Source organism: Streptomyces sp. NPDC034085 (assembly GCF_055575555.1).
The window spans coordinates 1-20,508 of the sequence record NZ_JBVISL010000012.1 but is presented as its reverse complement, the minus strand read 5'-3'; the positions used below and the strand labels follow the sequence as shown (position 1 = coordinate 20,508).

Here is a 20,508-nt window from a genome sequence, read left to right as displayed (position 1 = left end):
TGAAAGCCCCGGCGGGCTCGGCACGACCAGCCCGTCGGGGCTTCGTGCTGTGGGAGACGTCGAGCCCAAGCGTCGGGCCCCCGCTTCCGGCGGAACGGCCTCGGCGTCTCCTCAGTGAGGCTGCCCTGCGGGGAAACGATCTGGGGCATGGGGGGGCGCTCTTCGGATCGTGCTCCTACGCGTCACTCCTCGCCCTGCGCCCACCACGGACCACGACCACACCCACCGGATCGACGGAACCGCAGGAGGGGGCACTCCACCGGGAGGGGTCACTGGGGTCACTCCAACGGCAGCGTCCGAGATGCCCGCGGCCCGGCCGGAGGCGAGAGTGGAGAGGCTGCCCGCTCACGAAATGGGTACCGCCGTGTCATCGAAGAGCGAACACATACGGGCCCGCCACGGATACACCCACATCCACGTCGCACTGACGCAGGAGCCCTCGGGCATGCGGAACGCCGACCGGGACACCGGCGACGGGGGAGTCTCCTTCGACTTCAGCATCCCGCACGGCGGGCCCATCATGCCGCTGCTCGCTCCGCACGGCGAGACGGTCCCCTCCCGTCTCCTCGACGAACTCCTCGGCTGCGCTGCCGACATCCCCCGCGAGACCGTCGATCGCCTGCTGGCCGGTGACGACGTGCACGCGGCGAGGCTCGGCCGGGCCCTGCGGGCCGTCCAGCGCACCCTGGGCATCCAGCCCAGCGGCCCCGCCCCCGCCGCCCCCTCCCGTCCCGCCCCGTGTGACGGCGCGGTGATCGACCCGGTGACCCACGACCCTGCCTGGTGAGCCCCGGCACCCTCCACCTCCGGGCCGTAGGAAGGATCAGCCATGGGACGTACGGCCACGGCACGCCCACACGCTCGGCGGCAGCCGCTCCGCACCGCCCCCGGTGACAGAGTGCTGGTCACCGATCTCGACGGAACCCTCCTGGCAGGCGACGAGGACAGCCGCCGCCGACTGGCACACGCGCTGGACCGGCATCCCCACATCACCGTGGTCCATGCCACCGGGCGCAGCCTCGCCTCCGTGCGCACCCTCCTGTCCGAGGACCCCCTGGTTGCATGGCCGCGCTGGATCATCGCCGACGTCGGGGCGAGCGTCATCGACACGGCCGACATGAGCCACTGCCAGGCGCTCGAGAAGACACTGCGCACCGGATGGCCGGGACGCCGGCGCGTTCGGGCAGCGATGGACCGGTTCCCGCGACTCGTCCACCAGGACGGCGTGGTACAGCAGGGCCGATGCTCCTACTACCTCGCCCCGGAGGACCTGTCGCAGGAGATCACGACGGCCGTGCAGGCACTGGGATGCCGCTGGACCTACTCCGCGGACCGGTACTTCGACGTCCTCCCCCCCGCGGGCAGGCAAGGGGCCGGCCCTACGGGCACTCATGCGCAGCCTCCACTGGCCGAACGAACACGTCCTGGTAGCCGGGGACTCGCTCAACGACCTCTCACTCTTCCGCCTCGGCACGCACGGCGTCGTCATGGGCGACGCGGAACCCGCACTGCTCGCGCACGTGGCCACCGGCCGGCTGGTCCAGCACCCCCCGCTCGAGGGAGCCGCCGCCATCCTGCACGCCCTGGAAGGGCTCGGCTGGGTACAGCGCCCCAGGCGGGTGGTCATCGGCTACCACCGTCCGCCGTGGCAGCACCACCAGGGACGCTGGCAGCAGCCGGCAAGCCCCAACGGAATCCTCCCCACCCTGATGTCCGCCCTGGGGGCCGACACCGACCCGGAGCTGGACGCCGTATGGGCCGCCGCCACGACCGAGGACGCTTCCACCGCGGCCACCATCCCCACCAGCCTGCCACTGGCCCTGCTTCCCCTGCCGGCCACCCAATGGGCCGGCTACTTCCACCGGGCCTGCAAGGAAACCCTCTGGCCCGCCCTGACCGCCCAACCCCACCTCATCCACCACGACCCGGCCCACTGGGCGGACTACGAAGCCGTCAACGCCGCCTTCGCACAGCACATCAGCGCCCACGCCGCACACGGCGCGACGGTGTGGCTGCACGACTACAACCTCTGGCTCGTCCCCGCCCTGCTCAAGAGCCACCGGCCCGACCTGGCCGTCGGCCTCTTCCACCACACCCCCTCCCCCGACCGGCGGACCTTCCACACCCTTCCCGCAGCCGGGCAATTAAGCGCCTCCCTCGCACAACTGGACTGGGCCGGCTTCCACACCGCCGCGTTCGCCCACAACTTCCGCACCCTGCTGGCCGGCGCCCCCCGCACACCCCGCATCGGGATCCACCCCTTGGGCATCGACCGCCACGCCGTCGCCGCCCTCGCCCGCACCCGCCCCGCCCCACCCCGGTCGGACACCACCCTCATCCTGTCCGTGGAACGCCTCGACTACGCCAAAGCCCCCGTACACAAGATCCACGCCCTGGCCCGGCTCCTGGACCAGCGCCCCGACCTCCGCGGACGCCTGCGCTACCGGCTCGTCTGCCCGCCACCCGAGCAGGGCATCCGCGCCTACGACACCACCCGCACCGCACTCGAGCGAGCCATCGCCGACCTCAACGCACGCCTGCGGAACCGAGACTGGGAGCCGGTCGAGTACATCCCCCGCACCCTCCCCTTCGAGGAGGTCTGCGACCACTACCTCGCAGCCGACGTTTTCTGGGTGACCTCCCTGGCCGACGGCATGAACCTCACCGCCCAGGAGTACCTCACCGCCCAGACGGCCACGGGACGCGCCGGCGTGCTGATCCTCTCGCGGTACGCCGGCGCCGCCGACCACCTCCAGGACCACGCCCTCCTCACCGACCCCCACTCCCCGCACGACCTCGTCGAAAAACTGCGCCTCGCCCTCGCGATGTCCACGGAACAACGCAGGACGCACACCGCCCGCCTCGCCGACCTCCTGAACGCCACGGCGACCCCTGCGGAGTGGGCCCGTACGATCATCGACGCCATCGGCGCGGCCGACGAGGGCCGTCCTCACCAGACCGGGCCACAGGGTCCGCTCAGCCGGCCCGGTGGAAGGTGAATGCGCGGAAGAAGCCGCCGTCGTCCGCCCATTCCACGTGCAGGGTGCCGTCCTGGCGCTGGGAAACGATGCGGGTGGGGGTCTGCGTGCAGAAGCGTGCGGGTTCGGAGGCCGTGACCGTTTCCGGGCTGAAGGTCAGGGTGTCGCCGATGGAAGCGAGTACGGAGAAGCCTTCGCAGTGGTGGGCGTCGCCGTCCCAGACGAATTCGGCCCGGGCGCGCCCGGGTGCTCCCTGGTGGATGGTCATGCGCACCGACGAGGTGGGGTCGTCGCCGTCCTGGGCGTGCCATGTCCCGAGGAAAGGGGCGGGGACGGTCTGGCTCTGGGCCGCGGTGCGGTGGAGGGTGACGGTGGTCCCCTCCGACTTCCATATGAGGTCGGCGTCTGCGGAACGTCGGAGCGTGATGTCCCCGGTCGTTCCGCAGAGGTGAGCGGGGATTCCCGAGGTCGGACTGGTCGAGAGGACGAGAAGTGCTCCGGCCGAGGTGAGGGTTCCCTTCGACTGGCAGAGGGAGGTGGCGGACGACGTGAGGATGTCCGCGGTTTCCGCGCCCACGGCGCCCTTGCGGATCTCGATCCTGCGCAGGGTGGGCGCTCTGTCTCCGGGGCGGGTGAACTCGCCCTGCCACGTGCCCACGTAGTCCTCCGGGACGGACGTCACAGCAGCGGTCTTTCCCGGTCCGGCCGAGCTCGGGGTCGAGGCCGGGTCGGTCAGCGCCGGGCTGGGCGTGGGCGGGGGAGATCCTGGACGTGCGGGGGGCGGTGCAGACGCGGCCGGGGCGGTCGCGGGGCGGTTCGCCTGTTCCCATGGAGGCTGGGCGCCGCTTCCCACGAGGGCGACGGCGACCAGCGCCGAGAGGGCGGCGCCGAGGGCTGCGGCCGCGGTCGTCATGACGACCAGGCGCCGCCGGCGCGAGCGGTCGGAGGGCGGGGCGTGGGTGGTCGAGCCGGAGGGTGCGACGGTCAGGGCGGGGGTGTCGCGGAGGTGGCGGACAGCGGGAGCGGTCGGCTCGCCCGTGTCCAGACCAGCGGCCCGGGCGCTCAGTATCCGCGCCGCCGCGTAGTGCTCCACCAGCGTGGAACGGGAGACGACCAGGATGGCCGCGGCCTTGCGCGAAGCCACGTAGGGCACGGGAAGCAGTGCGTCGTGGCCGGGCAGGCCGGCCTCGCCGCCCGGGGGTGCGGCATCCGCCGCATGCGCGGTGGCGGCGGCGGCTTCGTCACGCACATGGCGCACGGCGTCTTGGACCAGGCGCACCTGATCCAGCCGGTGGTGTGCTTCGCGCAAGTCCGAGGCCGCCCGGTCCCGGGCGGAAGCCGTCCCCACTCCTTCGGCGAGCGAGGGCGTGCCGTGCGCCGTGGGCAGCTGCATCTGGAGGCCGGCGATGATCCCGAGGAGGAGGTGGACCAGCCGCTCCGCGTCCTGCAGCGTTTCGTCGGCCTGAGCCGTCGCCTGCTCCGCGCTCACACCGTCGTCGACGGTTCCCGGCCCGCCGGGGGGTCGAGGCTGCTGTGCCGTGGTCGCCCGGTCGTGGAGACGTTGGGCCAGCTCCCACTTCGCGATGCGGGTGCGCTCATCGCGCACCAGGTCCTGCAGCAGGCGCTTGAGCAGGTGGAGGTGGATCGTCTTGGTCCCGGAACGGTACTCGCCCCAGCTGCTCTTGCTGATCTTGTACCGCTCCGCGAGCTCCCGGACGGTGAGGTGGCCGGTCAGCTCCCGCACGAACAGCGCGAGCTCGTTGGCCTCTTCCGTCGGCCCCTTGGGGCCGCCCTGCGGCCGGCCGGCCTTCACCACAGCGGCACTCCCCGTCGGTTGTCCGCGTTGTCCGCTGCTCCTCGGCGCCTGAGCTGCACGAACGGACAACACCCGTTGATGGACAATCAGACCAGGTCGCACCGTGGGTCTCCAGCCCTTACCGGACAAACCCTGGAGCATCCCATGACCCGACCTCCTTCAAGCGACCGCACCCGGTCCCCTCGCCGTGCGGGGCCCGTCCCCCTCGGCACGACCCCGGCCCCCGACGCCGACGACCGGACCCCGGGCGCACCCAAGCCCTGGGCGAACGCGGTGCCGAAGAAGTCCCCGGAGCTCCGGGGCGAGATCCGCTCGGCGGAACCGCAGGAACCGCAGAGTCTCCGCCGCCGCATCCTGCGCCGCCCCGCGATCGGGCGGGCCGGTGCCGTTGTGGCCGGTGTCCTGACCGCGGTGTTCCTCTCCGCGCTTCCCGCCGCGGCGGAGCCGGCCGCCGGCGCCGGCCCGGTGGTCCTCTCGCGCATCGTGGCCGCTCCGGAGGACCACCTCTACGGCCTGGCCGCGGACCACTCCGCCGTCTACGAGCAGACGGGCAGCAACACCCACTGGGAGAAGATCGGCGGCCCGGCCCGCGATCTCTACGCCGGCGGAGCGGGCCTGTTCGCCACGAATCCGGACACGGGTGCCCTGTACAAGTACGGGGGCACCCCGGAGGCGTGGAGCGAGATCGGTGATCCGGGTGCCGACTTCGCCGTCACGGGCGACCACCTCTACGGCCTGAGCACCGACCGCTCCGCCGTCTACGAGTGGACGGGAACCGGTACGGCCTGGAGCAAGGTCGGTGGCCCGGCCGGTGACCTGTACGCCGGTGGAGCGGGCCTGTTCGCCACGAATCCGGACACGGGGGCCCTGTACAAGTACGGGGGCACCCCGGAGGCGTGGAGCGAGATCGGTGATCCGGGTGCCGACTTCGCCGTCACCGGCGACCACCTCTACGGCCTGAGCACCGACCGCTCCGCCGTCTACGAGTGGACGGGAACCGGCACGGCATGGAGCAAGGTCGGCGGTCCGGCCGACGACTTGTACGTCGGCGGAGCGGGCCTGTTCGCCACGCGTCCCGACACCGACGCCCTGTACAAGTACGACGGCGCTCCCGACGCCTGGAGCGAGATCGGAAGCGCGGGAACCGCCTTCGCCGTCACCGACCGCCACGTCTACGGGCTCACCCCCGACCGCACCGCCGTCTTCGAATGGCAGGGCAAGGGCACGAAGTGGAACGCCAAGCACGCTCCCCTCGCCGGCGGGGAGACACGTCAAGCGAAGCTGGAGCGCATGAAGCAGCTGACCGAGCCCGGGCTGCCTGCCACGAAGGACTGGTTCGACACCCTCTCGCAGCATCTGCAAGGGGCGCCCGACCCGTTCGTCTTCGACTGGGCGAACGACGGCTGCAGCCATGTGCCGGACACGATCCAGGGCTTCGACTTCACGAACGCGTGCAACCGCCACGACTTCGGGTACCGCAACTACCAGTCCCTCCTCGGTGAGCAGAACTTCCTGACGACAGCCGTCGGACAGGAAGCCAAGAAGCGGGTCGATGACATCTTCCTCCAGGATCTGCAGGCGGAGTGCACGTTCAAGATCTGGCCCGTCGACCCCCGGCCCGATTTCTTGCGAGAGCAGTGCCTGAGGGTCGCGAAGGGCTACCACGACGGCGTCGTGCACTTCTACAAGGGCTGAGCCGGCTGCCCGGGACGGACCCCGGGCAGCCCGGACCCACGGCCGGCCGCAGCACTGAACCGACGCGCGCAGAACGCAGCGTCCCGTCTGCGCGCGTCGGCCGCGCGTTGCGAGCGGCCGCCAGGCACTCGTGCCGGGAGCCGGGGCGGGACGCGTGGTGCCTTGCGGCAGTACCGGGTGGCCGCACTGCTCCTCGGCCTCCCGGCGCTCCGGCCCGTGGCGGCCGACCCGGCGGGGCCGATGACCGGCTTCCGGCCGTCCCGCAATCAGCTCAGTGGGCGGGCGGGGTGGTCCTTCGTGCGGATGATCACGGTTCCGCATTCGTTCACGGAGGGTGACTCTGTGGCAGGGATAGGTCCGCTCATCCGGAACGGACCCAGCGTCGCCTCGCGGCGACGGAACAGCTGGGAGAACGGAGACATCTCTGATGCCGACTACGCGGATCACCAAGCGTGTGCTCATCGCGGCCGCTGCCGCCTCGGCCTTCGTGGCGACCGCCGCTGTCCCCGCCAGCGCAGCGCCCGAGCACCAGTACCTGCCGCTCACCAACCCCCCCTTCAACCAGCCGCAGTTGTCCAGCGGCTACCAGGGCGTGGGCGCAGGCAACGGACATTCCGTCATCCCCGGCTGGACGGTGACGGGGACGGTGGACATCGAGTCCGCCGCGTGGGCCAAGACCGGCTCGGCATCCCAGGCGGTCAGCCTCAACGGCAGCAGCCTGGGAGGCATATCCCAGGCGTTCCCCACCACGCCGGGGAGGAAGATCACCATCACGTTCCGTCACGGCACGGACACGTGGGACGGCTGCGACACGACCAAGTCCCTGCGCTTCAGCGTCTCGGGAGCGGGCCCGGACTCGGAGCGCCTGTTCAATGCAGGGCTGCCCGACAAGGCCAACCCGAACTGGAACCTGGCGACCTACACCTTCATCGCTGAAAGCCGTATCTCGCACCTCCGGTTCGACTCCGTCGTCGAAGGCCACTGCGGTGCCGTCATCACCGACGTCACCGCGGAGGAGTAGCACAGCCGGGCCAGGCCCCGCCACGTCACCACCACGGCCGGCTGCGCGCCTCTCCTGATCCTCGCGGGTCCGGCGACGCCCGGCCGGCCGACCCCGAGACCGGGCCTGCGCCCGGCGTGAAGGGCCGGCCGGCAGCGGGAGCAGCCGCCGCCCGGCCGCCCCTCACCACCCGCCCTCTACGTCGCCTTCGGCGTCCTCCAGCCCGCCGAAGGCACCGACCTGACCGCCCTCCGTTAGCGGAGCGCAGACGGCCCTGGAAGTCCTGTTCGCCGCCCGCGCCCTGACCTCGCCGCGGGACCCTGTGCCCGATGACCACGGACATCGCGACGGCGACGGACTGGCTGGAGTCCTGGACCGACGTCGCCGGCCTCAAAGGCGTGGTGGCCACACCCATGGGCGCGCCGTATCAGGCCGGCCGCCGCACCTGGACCAAGATCCGCTGCAGAGGGACGCCACCGAAACCGTCATCGGGTGCGCGAGTTCCCCATGGAGGCCCGGGCCGGGTCGCGGCGGTGAACGGGGGCCGCCGGAACGCCGACTTCCCCGCCCCAGTCGGTGGCACGGACGTGCACCCGCAGTTTCGACCAGGCGGTGATCATGGTGTAGCTAGTGCTGCAGGGCTTGAAGGCCCAGCACCCGGGCCTGGCCCCTGCGCGCGGCTGTCGGCGTTCGCGTGAAAGTGCCCAGCCGGGTACACGCGAACGTACCCAGGATGTCGTAGCCTCGGTGGCCGGAGCCGGCCCGGATTTAGGAGGTTGCGGGCCGGGGGCGTTCACGCTTCGCGGGGAACGTTCAGTGTCCGTACGAGTTGGGCCAGTTCCTCGCGGAAGAGCTTTTCCGGGCTGATGGTCTGGTTGCGCATGTGGCCGTAGACCTCCAGCGACACCAGACCGTGCAGGTGACCCCAGATTCGCAACGCGAGAGCGACGGCTGCGGGTGGCAGTTCTGGGAACGCCGGGCGCACCTTGTCGAGAAGCCCGGCATCGAAGTCGGACCACTCGAACGCGCTGCCGTCGTAGAACTTCTTGGCGTGAGGCCAGGCGGCTGCTGCGAGTGCGGTGAGCCCGGTGCAGACTCGGCGTGCGGCATCCGGGGCGGCGCCCTGCTCGGGGGCGCGGTAGCCGGGAACGGGATCACCGTAGATGAGCCGGAAGCCCTGGGGGTTGGCCAGGGCCCAGTCCCTGAAGGCGCCCGCCCATGCCTGGATCCGAGTGGCGGGATCCGTGGCGGGTGAGGTCTCCCAGGCAGTGTCCACGGCGTCGGCCAGGGCCGTGTACACGTCGTTGACGAGCGCAGTGACCAGGTCGTCGCGGGTGGCGAAATAGCCGTAGATGGCGTTGGCGGTCATACCCATCTCGCGGGCGATGGCCCGCAGCGTGATGGCGTCGGGTCCGCCTGAGGCCATCAGTTCCAGTGCCACGCGCTTGATCTCGGCCGTTGTCTCAGCGCGTAGCCGCTCGCGTCTTCCCCTGCTGGGTGTACTCGTCACGCACACAGTCTACAGCGTCACCTAAATTGGTGGCCGTATTGAAACTTCACGCCGTACAGTTGCGTGCGTCACGAGTCGTGGCCGCGTCCACCTCCGCGTCAACAAAGGGAGAACCATGCACATCGGAGTCATCGGAGCGACAGGAACCATCGGCAGCCGGGTGGTCGTCGAGGCCCTCGACCGAGGGCATCTCGTCACGGCGTTAAGCCGCGATGCCTCGCAGAACAAGAGCAACGAGCGCCGGGACAACGTCCGCTGGGCGAGCGTCGACGTCCTGGCCCCGGCGAGCATCACGGCCGTCCTCCCAGGGCTCGACGTGCTCATCAGCGCCTTCCAGCCCGGCAACGCCGCAAGGGACATCGCGGACACCGTGCAGCGTTCGATCGCCGATCCCACCGTCTACGCCACCGTGGTGCGGGCCCTGTTGAAGGCGCTGGAGAGCCACCCCAGAACCCGGCTCATCGTGGTCGGCGGTGCGGGCAGCCTGGAGCTCGAACCGGGGGTGGTACGCGCCGACTCCGACGAACTTCTGCACGCCGTCCTCGACCAAGTCGGGCTGCCCCGGGAGTATGCGGCAGCAGTGCGCGGCCACCGGGACGCCCTGAACGTTCTGCGCACCTCAAACCGGCTGTGGACCTACTTCAGCCCGGCCGAGGACATTTCCCCGGGCGAGCGCACCGGTCGCTTCCGGATCGGTGGTGACCAGCCCGTCGTGGACGCCGACGGCCGCAGCCGCATTTCGGCGGAGGACGCCGCTGTCGCTCTGATCGACGAAGCGGAACTGCCGCGCTTCGTTCAGCGCCGCTTCACGATCGGCTACTGAGGTCTGCAACCAGTACCCGCCAGGGGACCGCCCCCGTTGCATCACCGTGGCCGGCACGGCCCGGCCACGGACCGCCCGACGAGTCGGGCGGTCGCCGTAACCCGTCCGAAAGCATCAGAGCCTGAGCACGTACACCTGTACCTGCCTGAGCACGTTCAGGTGTACGCCGACACGCGGCCCGCATGGCCGGCTTCGCCCGCGGGCCGGAAGGCGAGCCTGGGGCTGCCCGAGCGGTTGCAGGCCGGGCTCATGGAACGCACCGCCTGGCGGCAGGGCCCGCCCGGAGAGCTCAAGGGCCGCATGGTCGGCCAGGTCCTGCGCGCCCTGCCGACCCCGCCCGGCGCCCCGGGTCCGACGGCCCCGCGTCTCCACCACCGCGGCCCGCTCCCGCTCCATCACCGCCCCGGCCGCTGCGCCCGGCCAAGGCCTCTGGGCGGAGCCGGTGACGGCGGGACGCCTGAGCCCGGAGGCCGGCGACGGAGTGCCGGTCGCTTTGGGGCGGCCCTGTGCTGGGGCTGGCGGAGGCCGGATCGCTGGGGTGGTCAGTTGGGCGCTGCGGTGGTGCGGGTGGCGGGTGACGCCGAACCGAACGCCTGGAGGCGGTGTCCGGAGGTGGGCCGACCGCGGAGAGAGCACCTTCCAGGCGAGGGAGCCAATCGGGTCGTACCCGCATCTCCGTGTCCAGGGCGACGGCCGTCAGGTCATCTTCCCGCCGGTTCGATTCAGCTCGTCCAGAAGTCGTGAAAGATGGTCTGCCGACTCCGTCGGAAGACCATCATGCAAGATCGAGGAGCGTGGGTCAGTGAGCAACTCCTGGAATGCCGAGCCCCGTGGTGACGTGCGGCTGCCCTGGCGCTGCTCTTGAAAAGGCGTGGCTGCCGGGCAGCCGTGATGCCAAAATCAGGCCGCAACTTGATGCACATCCGCCTCTGGAGGTCCGGTTGGACATCGTCCCGCTGCTGCCGTTGACCACGTCCCGGTTGTCGCTGCGTCTGTTCGCTCCCGACGACGCCGATGACTTGTACGCCTACCAGAGCCTGCCGGGCGTGGCACGCTACTTGTACCGGCCGGTGCACACGCGTGAGCGCAGCGGACAGGTGGCCGCCGAGCGCGCGGCGCAGACGGTCTGGCACGCCGACGGGGACAAGCTGGCGCTCGCTGTCTGCCGACGCGATGAGCCCGGCGTTATCGGCGAGGTGAGCCTCGCCCTGGCTGATGCCCGCGCGGCCCAGGCCGAGATCGGCTGGACTCTCGACCCGGGTCACCAGGGACACGGCTACGCGACCGAGGCGGCCGCGGCGCTGGCCGGGTTTGCCTTCGACACGCTGGGCGTGCACCGGATCTACGCACGGCTGGACGTGGAGAACACCGGATCTGTGCGGGTCTGTGAGCGTCTCGGGATGCGCCGTGAGGCGCACCTGGTCGAGAACGACCTCGACGGGGATCGCTGGGGCAGCGAGTACATCTACGCGGCGCTGGCCGCTGATCTCGGCCGTCGATCAAGCGGTTGAGCCCGACACCGCCCCCATGCTCCAGACTGCCAGACATTCAATCACCAACGCTCGGTGGCTTGCTCGTTACCGGCCCACGCTTCTAGCCCGTGTCCGTGTCCAGGGCGACAGCCGTCAGGTCGTCTCACAGGCCGGTTCAGTCCTGCTGGTCGAAACGGTCCGCGAGATCGGCCTTGACCAGGCTATATCCGCAGCCCTGACCCCGTGGCGGAGGATGGCGTCGGGACGGCAGGCCGGGCAGGCCTGTACGCCCTCGGCGAGGGCCCGCCGGGCGAGGCCGGTGGTGGCGCCCTTGCAGCGGCTGCGGGTGTCCCAGCAGCTGCCGACGTGCACCCGCGCCGCCTCCACCGCCGCGTGCTGCTCTTCGGCGGCTATCCAGTCGCGGGTGCGCTGGAGGTCCCGGAGCTGGACGCGTTCGAGGAAGCGCAGGACGTCCAGCCGCGGGCTGTCGGCCGGGGGCGGTGCGGACATCGCTACTCCCCGTACTGCGCCGCCCGCGCTTGCCTGCACGCAGGGCACAAGGGTGAGGCACCCACCCCGTAACGGCAGGTCGGAGCGGGCTTCTCTGTACTACTTCAGGGGGCCCGCGAGGTGGATCAGTGCTGGTCGAAGACGTAGCCGTGTTCTTCCCCAGCTGGGCAGGAGAAGATCCGGAAGTCGCCCCATCTGCCCACCGTGATGCCGGTGGTGTGGTCGCTGGCCACGGTGAACAGCAGGCGGCACGGGGCACCGCAGGTCAGGCACACGATGTCGTAAGGGTCGGTCAGGTGCCAGGTGGGCCACCCGCCGAACTTGGTCCCGGCCACCCGGGTGATGACATCGCTTCCGTCCCCGGTCGCCTTCACGTACTCGCGCACGGCCTCCTGGAGCTTTCTGTCCGGCAGGGCCTGCGGGTAGGGGAAGTCAACGAGCGGCATGGGGGTGAGCGTGCACGGCACCGGGGTGTATCCGCAGTCGGGCTCCTCCTGCCGTACGGGCAGCGGGGGCGAGGCGAGTATGCGCGTCACGTCCGCGCTGTTGCGCCAGCGGATCTCTGCGACCGGGCTGACATCGGCATGCGGAGCCGGGGGATCCCAGTGCACGTTGGGGCACCACAGAAGTTGGAACACATCCTTGCCCTCAGGCCACCAATCGCCCGGCGCATCCTTCCGGTACACCTGCACGACTGCCACCATGGCGGTCGCTGGTACACCGGAACCGGACTGCTCGTCCGGGACATCGCAGCACGGCCACGCCTCGTCGGCCGGCCAGAGCAATGGTCCACCCACGGAACTCTGGTGGACGGTCGGTTCCCCCGGCACGGGAACCAGTGTCACGGCCGGCACGGCGTACGGTGCCACTCCGGGCACGGCGGCGACGATCTCCTCCGCGGAGGGCCTGGCGTCGTAGGTCAGTTCCATGGCCGGAGACTAGCCACCCCGACCGACAGCGGCTCCGGCCGGTCCGCCGCACCTCCTGTACCCGTTGCGGGTGCGGCAGGGGGTCAGCACCAACATCCGCCCCCCGATAAGTGGGTGATGCCTCATGTGCGTCAGCGGCACGACGAATCGGGGAGGGTGCAGTCAACACGCCAGCGAGAGCAGGGCTCGGTCTGGCTGGGCGCCCAGGTCGCAGGCTGGGGTCTGCCGGGCGCGGGGGTGGTCACGGTGGGCTCCCGGGGCGGTGCGGAAGCTGACATACCGCAGCGTGGGGGAGCCGTGACACCTTGGACGTCACGCGGGTACGCCCGGATCTGGTGGCGGAGGTGAGCGCGAACAGGGCTATGAGCCAGGGCGTTTTCCGGCACCCGTTCAGGTTCCAGCGGATCCGCCTGCACATGACCGTGGACGATTTCCGGCCCTTCGGGCCACGACGACGGAGCGGAAATCCTCGCCTCCGCCGCCGGGCGGCGGGCCTTCGGACACCGGGGCCTCGGCGACGGCGACGAGGTCGATCTCGGCGGCCTGACCCTGCGGGCCCTGGCCACCCCCGGCCACACCGACGAGCACCTCTCCTTCCTCCTGCACGACGGCGGCCGGGAACTGGGGGTGTTCACCGGAGGCTCGATGATCGTGAACTCCGCCGCCCGCACCGATCTCCTCGGCCCGGACCGCACCGAGGAACTCGCCCGCGCCCAGTACCGCTCGCTCCAGCGCCTGATTGCCCTGCCCGACGCCACCGCCGTCTGGCCCACCCACGGCGCCGGCTCCTTCTGCTCCGCCGTACGCGGAAACGAGCGCACCTCCACCATCGGCGGCCAGAAGCAGACCAACCCCCTGCTCGCCGCCGCGGACGAGGACGCCTTCGTCAAGCAGCTGGTGGCCGGCCTGGGCAGCTACCCCGCCTACTTCGACCGCCTCGGCGAAGCCAACCGGCGCGGCCCCGCCGTCCTGAGTGCCGCCCCGCTGCTGCCCGCGCTCGACGCCGGCCAGGTCAAGGCGCTGCTCGCCGACGGCGCGCAGACCGTCGACGTCCGCCCGGCGGCCGACTACGCGGCCGGCCACATACCCGGCTCCCTGTCCATCCCGCTGCGCGGCCAGTTCGCCACCTGGCTCGGCTGGCTCCTGCCCGACACCGACCCGGTCGTCTTCGTCACCGGTGAGGGCCAGGACCTCGCCGAGATCGTGTGGCAGTCGTACAAGATCGGCTACGAGCGTCTGGCCGGACGGCTCGCGGGCGGCATGGCGGCCTGGCTCGCCGACGGCAACCCGCAGACCACCACCGCCTTCCTCACCCCCGGCCACGCCGCAGGCCGCCCCTACGTCGATGTCCGCCAGGACGCGGAGTTCACCGCCGGACACGTCCCCGGCGCCCTGAACATCGAACTCGGTTCCCTCGCCGCAGCCGCCGCCGATGCCCCCGAGGGCGCGGTCGTGGCCTGCGCCCACGGCGAGCGTGGCATGACCGCCGCCAGCGTCCTCGAACGCGCCGGCCACACCGACATCGCCGTCCTCGACGGCGGAGCCGCCGAGTACGCCCAAGCCCACGGCCAGCAGCTCATCCAGGGAACCGGGGACACCACCTCGTGAGCACCACGTACCCCACCGACGCACGCGGCCGGCCCGTACGGCTCGGCCTGCGCGAGAACCGGCTCCAGTTCACGCTGCTGGTCATCGTCAACATCTGCGTCGGCGGCCTGGTCGGCCTCGAACGCACCACCGTCCCGCTCATCGGCTCCGAGACCTTCGGCCTGACCAGCGACCTGGCCGTCTTCTCCTTCATCATCGCCTTCGGCCTCACCAAGGCGTTCACCAACCTCGCCGCCGGCGCCCTCACCGCCCGCTTCCGCCGCAAGCAACTCCTCATCGCCGGTTGGGTCCTCGGCATCCCAGTCCCCTTTGCCCTGGCCTACGCGCCGTCCTGGGGCTGGATCGTCGCGGCCAACGTGCTGCTCGGGTTGAACCAGGGCCTGACCTGGTCGATGACCGTCAACATGAAGATCGATCTCGTCGGACCCGCCCGCCGCGGGCTCGCCACCGGACTGAACGAGGCCGCCGGATACACCGCCGTCGGCGTCACCGCCCTGCTCACCGGCTACCTCGCCACCAGCTACGGCCTGCGCCCCGTCCCCGAACTCATCGGCGTCATCTTCGTCGTCGCCGGCCTCGCCTTGGCCCTGGTGGTCCGCGACACCGCCGCCCACGTCGCCCTGGAACTGGCCAACCACACCAAGCCGCTGCCCACCGGCGAGGACACCGGCCTCAAGGCCACGTTCACTCGCACCTCCTGGCGCAACCGCTCCCTTCGCGGCGCCAGCCAGGCCGGGTTGATCAACAACCTCAACGACGGCCTGACCTGGGGCGTCTTCCCCCTGCTCTTCACCGACCACGGCCTGGGCCTGGCCGCTGTCGGCCTGATCAAGGGCCTCTACCCGATCCTGTGGGGGCTCGGGCAGATCCCCACCGGTCACCTCGCCGACCGCATCGGCCGCAAGCCCTTGATCGTCTACGGCATGCTCGTCCAGTCTGTGGGCTTCGTCCTCGCCCTCGTCCTGCTGGAGCGTCCGCTGCTCGCGGGCGTCTTGTCCGCGGTCTTCCTGGGCCTGGGCACGGCCATGGTCTACCCAGCTCTCATCGCGTCCATCTCCGACCACGCCCACCCTGCCTGGCGGGCCAACGCGCTCGGGACGTACCGGTTCTGGCGGGACATCGGCTACGCCGCCGGAGCTCTCGTGGCCGGTGTGCTCGCCGACTGGCTCGGCCTGAACGCCACCGTCGTCGCCGCCGCCGTCCTCACCGCCGCCTCTGGCCTGCTCGCCGCCCGCTGGATCACCGAGCACCGGCCCGACGCCGGCTGAACGGAAAGCCTGCCCCGGCCGCTACCGGGGCAGGCCCTCGGCGACCCCGGCCTCGGCCCGCAGCCGCTGGGTGACGGGCGTGCTCTGTCGACGTGAGGGGCAGGCTGCTTCGGCGCGGCGGGGCTGCCGTAGGCCTATTGCCGACGACGACGGATATCTGTGGGTGGACACGGCGGAGGTCCGCCGCACCGAAGAGGCTGTTCGCGCGTGGGAGGAAGAGCGCACGGACGGAGCTGACGGATCGCTCTCCTTCAGCGGGGACGACATCTTCGGCTACCCGGAGAAGGTGCGCTGGCAGGCTCACCATGCCCTGTGCGACCCGGCCCCGGGCGAGGGCGCCTATGACATCCCCGCAGCCAAGATCCGCTCCTGGGAGCAGCTCCTGGACTGGACGGCCCACCTCATGGAGAAGTCGTGGCTGTCGCACACGGACTGGGACGACTTCCTGCGGGGCGTCCACCGCGGTGGTGGCCGCCTCGTGGTCGCCTCGCAGGCCGGTACCCCGAACCCCTGACCGGGTGTCGGTGCCGTCTGAGACGATCGTCGGATGGCCGCTAGCAGGGATCGCTCGACTCTTCGACAACTGGTCGGCGACGTTGTCGCTCGTCTCGACGCGAACACGCACGCCACGCTCAACGAGACCTTCGCGAAGGTGGGGATGCCGCCCAACTCCCCAGAGGAGGGCACGAAGCGCGAGCGGGTCGCTCGAAGCTACGCCCAGGTACCCGACAGCCACCTCCACACCGTCGCCCTGAACCTCCTGGCCAACGGCTACGCGACCACGGCCCAGAGGATCGGGATCGAAGACCTGCTGTGGGCGGAGGCCTCCCCACCGGAAGTACCCAGCCGGATTCGACGAGAGCTTGCCCGCTCGCTCGATCTCGCCGACCTCGTGCGCAGCGAGAACCGGTTCATGGGGATGCTCAGCCGCTTCTGGGTGCTCGCCGACGAGATGAGCCCGCTCATGGACGCGATCTTCGGCAGTCCGGGGCCGAGCCTGAAGCGCGACATCGAGCAGCACGTCTTCCGCAGCCCGGGGGACTGGTCGACCGAAGACCTCTTTGAGAACCTGGGTGCCTTCGAAGCCGGCGACGCCAGGTTCGCCCGCTTCCTCGAAGCACTGGTCTCCGCGGACGTCCTGCTCGACGAAGCCGCGCAACGGCACCTCGTCGCCGCGATCAACGCGCACGTCCGGGCCGCCGCGATCGAGCTGAGGGAGACGGGGATGGAGGGGGGCTACCCGCGCTTCAGCATGGTCTCCACCCGGCTCGCCCAGAACCGCAAGCCGAAGAACATCATCTTCGCCTCGCTCACCAAGCCCGACATCCGCTTCCAGTCCGCCATGGACAACGACATCGAGATCGTCGGCAACCGCGACGACTCCCTGGTCTACGACCGCCCCACGCCGGAAGACGGACTTCGCTGGCGCGACCTCCAGACCTGGTGGCAGGACAAGCACCAGATCCCCACCGAAGCCGACGCCAAGATTTCCCTCTACCGCCGACTCCGCCGCAGCCTGCCCGACAACTCACCCGGTCAGCAGAACCTCTTCGACTCCTACCACCAGATCCTCGGCACCAAGGTCTACGACCACCCCGTCCTGCTGCCCGAGGTCTGGCTCCACTGGGATCACCAGACCGTCCGCGAACGCGGCCCCCAGGCGCTGCTGCGCTCACGCATGGACTTCCTACTCCTGCTGCCTCACGGACAGCGCATCGTGCTCGAAGTCGACGGCTCCCAGCACTACACCCGCGACCGAGGCCAGCGCCCCGACACCGCGAAGTACGCGGAGACGATGGCAGCCGACCGCGACCTGAAACTCAGGGAGTACGAGGTCTTCCGGTTCGGGCACGACGAACTCAAGGATGCGACCGCGGCCCGGGTGCTCCTGGAGCAGTTCCTGCCAGCTCTGTTCCAGCGCTTCAACGTCAGCGCCGGAACATCCTGACCCCCACGGCACCGTCGGTCAGGACACCTCTGTCGGCGCGTGTGCGACAAGGGTGTCCGTGATGGCGATCCACAGCGGACGTACGCCCGCAGGAACCTTCGGCAGTGCCTTGTGCATGGACTGGACGGCCGAGCAGCGGCGCCTCTGACGGCGCCCGGAGGATGGCCACGCAGCTCCCCCGCGAGCGGCTGACGTCCGCGCCGCGTGCTCGGCGAGGGAATCTGTCGTTCAACGACGCGGAGCTGGAGGTCGTCCGGCTGGCCGCAGGGCGGGAGGGGATGTCACCCGCGTCGTGGGCGGGGCGTCAGGTGATGGCGGTCGCGCAGCATGTGCTGGTGCCGGTTTCGCGGGATGCCGGTGATGTCCTTCGTGAGCTGATCCAGGCCCGGGTCCACCTGCGGGAGACCGTGGCAGCGCTCCGCGCCCTGACCGCCACCGGCCCGGCCGGGGCCGAGGTTCCGGAGTCGGCTGCCACCGTGGTGGAGGAGGCCCTGAAGGTGGTGGCGCGGGTGGATGAGGCGACGGCCCGGGTGATGCGGGAGAGGCGCCCCCGGTCGTGATGCCGAAGAAGGCGGAGAGCGGTTCGACGACAATCGGCCTCCTGGACTACCTCTTCGGTCCGGGCGAGCGTGACGAGAACGTCGATGCCCACCTCGTCGCGGCCTGGGATCCGGATCTGCCGTGCTCGGCCCGTACTCCGGACCGCATGTCGCTGGCGGATCTGGCGCTGCTCCTGGACGCCCCGGTGGAGGCGCTGCGCGGCCCGAAGCCGGCGGAGCATGTGTGGCACGTTTCGGTCCGCAACGCCCCCGGCGACCGCCGCCTGTCGGACGCCGAGTGGGCGGAGGTTGCGGCCGCGATGGTCCACGCCGCGGGCATCGCGGAGCACGGCGACGAGCAGGCCTGCCGGTGGGTCGCCGTACGGCACGCGGACGACCACATCCACATCGCGGCGACCCTGGCCCGCCAGGACGGCCGTCACCCCCGCGTGCGCGGCGACATCCCCGCGATGCACACGGCCGCCCGCGCCTTCGAAGCCCGCTGGGGCCTGACCCCGATGTCTGCCCTGGACCGGACCGCCCGCCGGCGCCCCGTCACTGGGGAGGCCGAGAAGGCCGCCCGCCGCGGCCTGGCCGAGAGACCGCCCGGGAGTCCCTGCAGCGCACCGTTCGCACCGCGGCCGCGCTCGCCCACGGTGACACCGACTTCCTCGACCGGCTCCGTGACGCCGGAGTCCGCGTGCGTGAACGCCGGGACGACGACGGCGCGCTCGTCGGGTACTCGGTCGCGCTGCCCGGGGACCGCGCCGACCGTGGCAGCCGGCCCGTCTGGTTCGCGGGCTCGACGCTCGCGTACGACCTGTCCCTGCCCCGCGTCCGGGAACGCTACGAACCCCTCGTCACCGACGCCGACTGGGCGCTCGCCGAGCACCACATCCGGGAAGCATCCGAACTCCTCGGCCGGGCCGGGCAGGACGAAGGCGCCGGTGACGTCGCGGCCCTCGGCGACCTCCTGGCCGTCGCCGCCGCCCACACCCCGGCACTCGTCCGCGACCGCGTCCAGCGGGCGGCCGACGCCTTCGAGCAAGCCGCCCGCGCCCCCGGCGCCCGCACCCTCGAAGGCCGCGCTCGAGCCGGCTGGCGCGCCGGGGCCCGCGCCCTGGAACACACCCCGCGCGCGGCCCGGGGCGGCGGCGCCGCCGTCGTCCTCACCCTGCTGATCGCGCTCGTGGAGGCGGTGGAGGCCGCCGCCGACTGGCACCGCGCGCAGGCCTTCCGGGCACAGGCGAAAGCCGCGGCAGAGGCCGCCGTCCTGCTGCGGGAGGCAGCCGGCCTGACCGGCGCCCCGCCCCCGACCACCAAGCCGCGTACCGGTCGGGTGGTGCGCACTCCACACCGTGGCCTGCCGCCCGCTGCGCCCGTTAGCGGTGTACCGGTCCGGCCGCGTCCGGATCCCGGCCGGCCGGGCCCGTCCCGTACGCGCTGACCCCACTCGAGGGAGCTTGCTGCCGATGACGTACCCGCCCCAGCCCGAGCCGTTCGCCGAAGCCCTCGGGGAAGCCGCGCAGACCGCCGCGATGGCCTACCGGCTGGTGATGACCATCAACGACGCGGTCCGCCGCGCCACCCAGACACGGATCACCGGACGGGAGGAGGAACTGAGCGAGGACGCGTCGAAGAAGGCGCCGGGCTGGTCGGCGGACCAGCTGCGCGGCGTCATCGGCGACGACATCCTGGCCGTGCTGATGGAGGGCGCGGACTGGCCGGTGATGGCCCGCCAGCTCGTCGGTCTTCAGCAGGCCGGTGTCGACCTCGGTACGTTTCTGCCGCAGATGGGCCGCATGACCGCCGGAGTCCACCAGGCGGTGGTGGCCAACGCGGCCCGGACGAAGGCGGAGGGCACCGACCGGTGGGCCGACCTCCTGACGGCGACGATGCCCGAGGGCGTGGTCCGCGACGCGATCCTCTCTTCCCCGGCGTGGCCGGACATCGCCGCCGACATGGGCCGGCTCGACGCCCGCGGTATCGACGTCGCCCGGATCCTCCTCGACGCCCACCGTGCCGGTGCCGGCGTCGACCAGGCCGTCGCCGCCGTCACCACCGCGGCCGCCGCCCCGGCCGCCCCAGCCCCGACCCCGACGTCGGCTCCGGCCGACGCCCGTGTGCCCGCACCCGCCGCCGCGCCGGGTACCGCGCCGACTGCCGCGCCCACCCCAGCTCCTGCGGCGCCGGTGCGGGAGGCCGTCGATCCGTGGGCGCCGCCCGCGAGCCGGGACGCGAAGCGCTCCTGGGGCCCACTGACCGAGGGGCTGACCGTGCCCCGGGACCTGGACCTCAGCGACCGCGCGAAGGCGCTGGAACAGCTGGGCGTCAAGCCGCTCGCGCACGCCACGATCGTCGGACTCGTCAAGGACGTGCTGCCCGAGACGCAGGTCGCTCTCCTGGTCGGCT

General features: G+C 71.4%; 15 protein-coding genes and 3 pseudogenes. 14 read left to right on the top strand and 4 right to left on the bottom strand.

What is annotated here, in order from left to right; all coding sequences use genetic code 11:
• Positions 1-364: 364 nt before the first annotated feature.
• From ACZ501_RS30280 to ACZ501_RS30270, 3 genes and pseudogenes are all read left to right on the top strand, one after another.
• Positions 365-787 (top strand): hypothetical protein, encoded by a 423-nt coding sequence (locus tag ACZ501_RS30280; RefSeq protein WP_468799701.1) that lies wholly within the window; start codon positions 365-367, stop codon positions 785-787.
• Positions 788-829: 42 nt separating this feature from the next.
• Positions 830-1,312: pseudogene (locus ACZ501_RS30275) on the top strand (HAD family hydrolase); the annotation flags it as partial.
• A 79-nt stretch (positions 1,313-1,391) separates the two neighbouring features.
• Positions 1,392-2,999 carry a trehalose-6-phosphate synthase gene (locus ACZ501_RS30270; RefSeq protein WP_468799699.1) on the top strand — a complete coding sequence of 536 codons (1,608 nt, stop codon included), beginning with the start codon at positions 1,392-1,394 and terminating at the stop codon, positions 2,997-2,999.
• Here the strand turns inward: ACZ501_RS30270 and ACZ501_RS30265 are convergent.
• A complete protein-coding gene (locus ACZ501_RS30265; RefSeq protein ID WP_468799697.1) occupies positions 2,977-4,794 on the bottom strand; it encodes a helix-turn-helix domain-containing protein in 1,818 nt (605 codons plus the stop codon). The two genes, ACZ501_RS30270 and ACZ501_RS30265, sit on opposite strands and share 23 nt — an antisense overlap.
• A gap of 144 nt (positions 4,795-4,938) precedes the next feature.
• On the opposite strand from ACZ501_RS30265, the gene ACZ501_RS30260 reads away from it, so the two are divergent.
• Complete coding sequence (locus tag ACZ501_RS30260) at positions 4,939-6,489, top strand: phospholipase A2 (protein ID WP_468799695.1); 1,551 nt, start codon at positions 4,939-4,941, stop codon at positions 6,487-6,489.
• A 427-nt stretch (positions 6,490-6,916) separates the two neighbouring features.
• The gene (locus ACZ501_RS30255) at positions 6,917-7,510 is read left to right on the top strand and encodes a DUF642 domain-containing protein (protein ID WP_468799693.1); all 594 of its coding nucleotides are present in this window, start codon (positions 6,917-6,919) and stop codon (positions 7,508-7,510) included.
• Positions 7,511-8,282: 772 nt separating this feature from the next.
• Here the strand turns inward: ACZ501_RS30255 and ACZ501_RS30250 are convergent.
• Entirely contained in the window at positions 8,283-8,999 is a 717-nt protein-coding gene (locus ACZ501_RS30250) for a TetR/AcrR family transcriptional regulator (RefSeq protein ID WP_468799691.1), read from the bottom strand.
• Positions 9,000-9,114: 115 nt separating this feature from the next.
• Between ACZ501_RS30250 and ACZ501_RS30245 the strand changes: the two genes are divergently transcribed.
• The gene (locus tag ACZ501_RS30245) at positions 9,115-9,822 is read left to right on the top strand and encodes an NAD(P)-dependent oxidoreductase (protein WP_468799689.1); all 708 of its coding nucleotides are present in this window, start codon (positions 9,115-9,117) and stop codon (positions 9,820-9,822) included.
• A gap of 941 nt (positions 9,823-10,763) precedes the next feature.
• Complete coding sequence (locus ACZ501_RS30240) at positions 10,764-11,333, top strand: GNAT family N-acetyltransferase (protein ID WP_468799687.1); 570 nt, start codon at positions 10,764-10,766, stop codon at positions 11,331-11,333.
• A gap of 267 nt (positions 11,334-11,600) precedes the next feature.
• On the opposite strand, the pseudogene ACZ501_RS30235 reads toward ACZ501_RS30240, so the two are convergent.
• Together ACZ501_RS30235 and ACZ501_RS30230 are read right to left on the bottom strand one after the other, a co-directional pair.
• Positions 11,601-11,804 (bottom strand): annotated as a pseudogene (locus ACZ501_RS30235) (hypothetical protein); the annotation flags it as partial.
• Between the two features lie 125 nt (positions 11,805-11,929).
• A complete protein-coding gene (locus tag ACZ501_RS30230; protein ID WP_468799685.1) occupies positions 11,930-12,733 on the bottom strand; it encodes a hypothetical protein in 804 nt (267 codons plus the stop codon).
• Positions 12,734-13,378: 645 nt separating this feature from the next.
• Here ACZ501_RS30230 and ACZ501_RS30225 point away from each other — a divergent pair.
• The 7 genes and pseudogenes from ACZ501_RS30225 to ACZ501_RS30195 all read left to right on the top strand — a co-directional run.
• Complete coding sequence (locus ACZ501_RS30225; RefSeq protein ID WP_468799683.1) at positions 13,379-14,341, top strand: rhodanese-like domain-containing protein; 963 nt, start codon at positions 13,379-13,381, stop codon at positions 14,339-14,341.
• Complete coding sequence (locus tag ACZ501_RS30220) at positions 14,338-15,609, top strand: MFS transporter (RefSeq protein WP_468799681.1); 1,272 nt, start codon at positions 14,338-14,340, stop codon at positions 15,607-15,609. The genes ACZ501_RS30225 and ACZ501_RS30220 overlap by 4 nt, the downstream gene beginning before the upstream one ends.
• Before the next feature lie 163 nt (positions 15,610-15,772).
• A complete protein-coding gene (locus tag ACZ501_RS30215) occupies positions 15,773-16,123 on the top strand; it encodes a hypothetical protein (RefSeq protein ID WP_468799679.1) in 351 nt (116 codons plus the stop codon).
• Between the two features lie 33 nt (positions 16,124-16,156).
• Positions 16,157-17,557: an AbiJ-related protein gene (locus ACZ501_RS30210; RefSeq protein WP_468799677.1), complete on the top strand. Its 1,401-nt coding sequence runs from the start codon at positions 16,157-16,159 to the stop codon at positions 17,555-17,557.
• 161 nt (positions 17,558-17,718) lie between these two features.
• Entirely contained in the window at positions 17,719-18,117 is a 399-nt protein-coding gene (locus ACZ501_RS30205; protein WP_468799675.1) for a hypothetical protein, read from the top strand.
• A 679-nt stretch (positions 18,118-18,796) separates the two neighbouring features.
• A complete protein-coding gene (locus ACZ501_RS30200) occupies positions 18,797-19,543 on the top strand; it encodes a hypothetical protein (RefSeq protein ID WP_468799673.1) in 747 nt (248 codons plus the stop codon).
• A gap of 25 nt (positions 19,544-19,568) precedes the next feature.
• Positions 19,569-20,508 (top strand): annotated as a pseudogene (locus tag ACZ501_RS30195) (hypothetical protein); the annotation flags it as partial.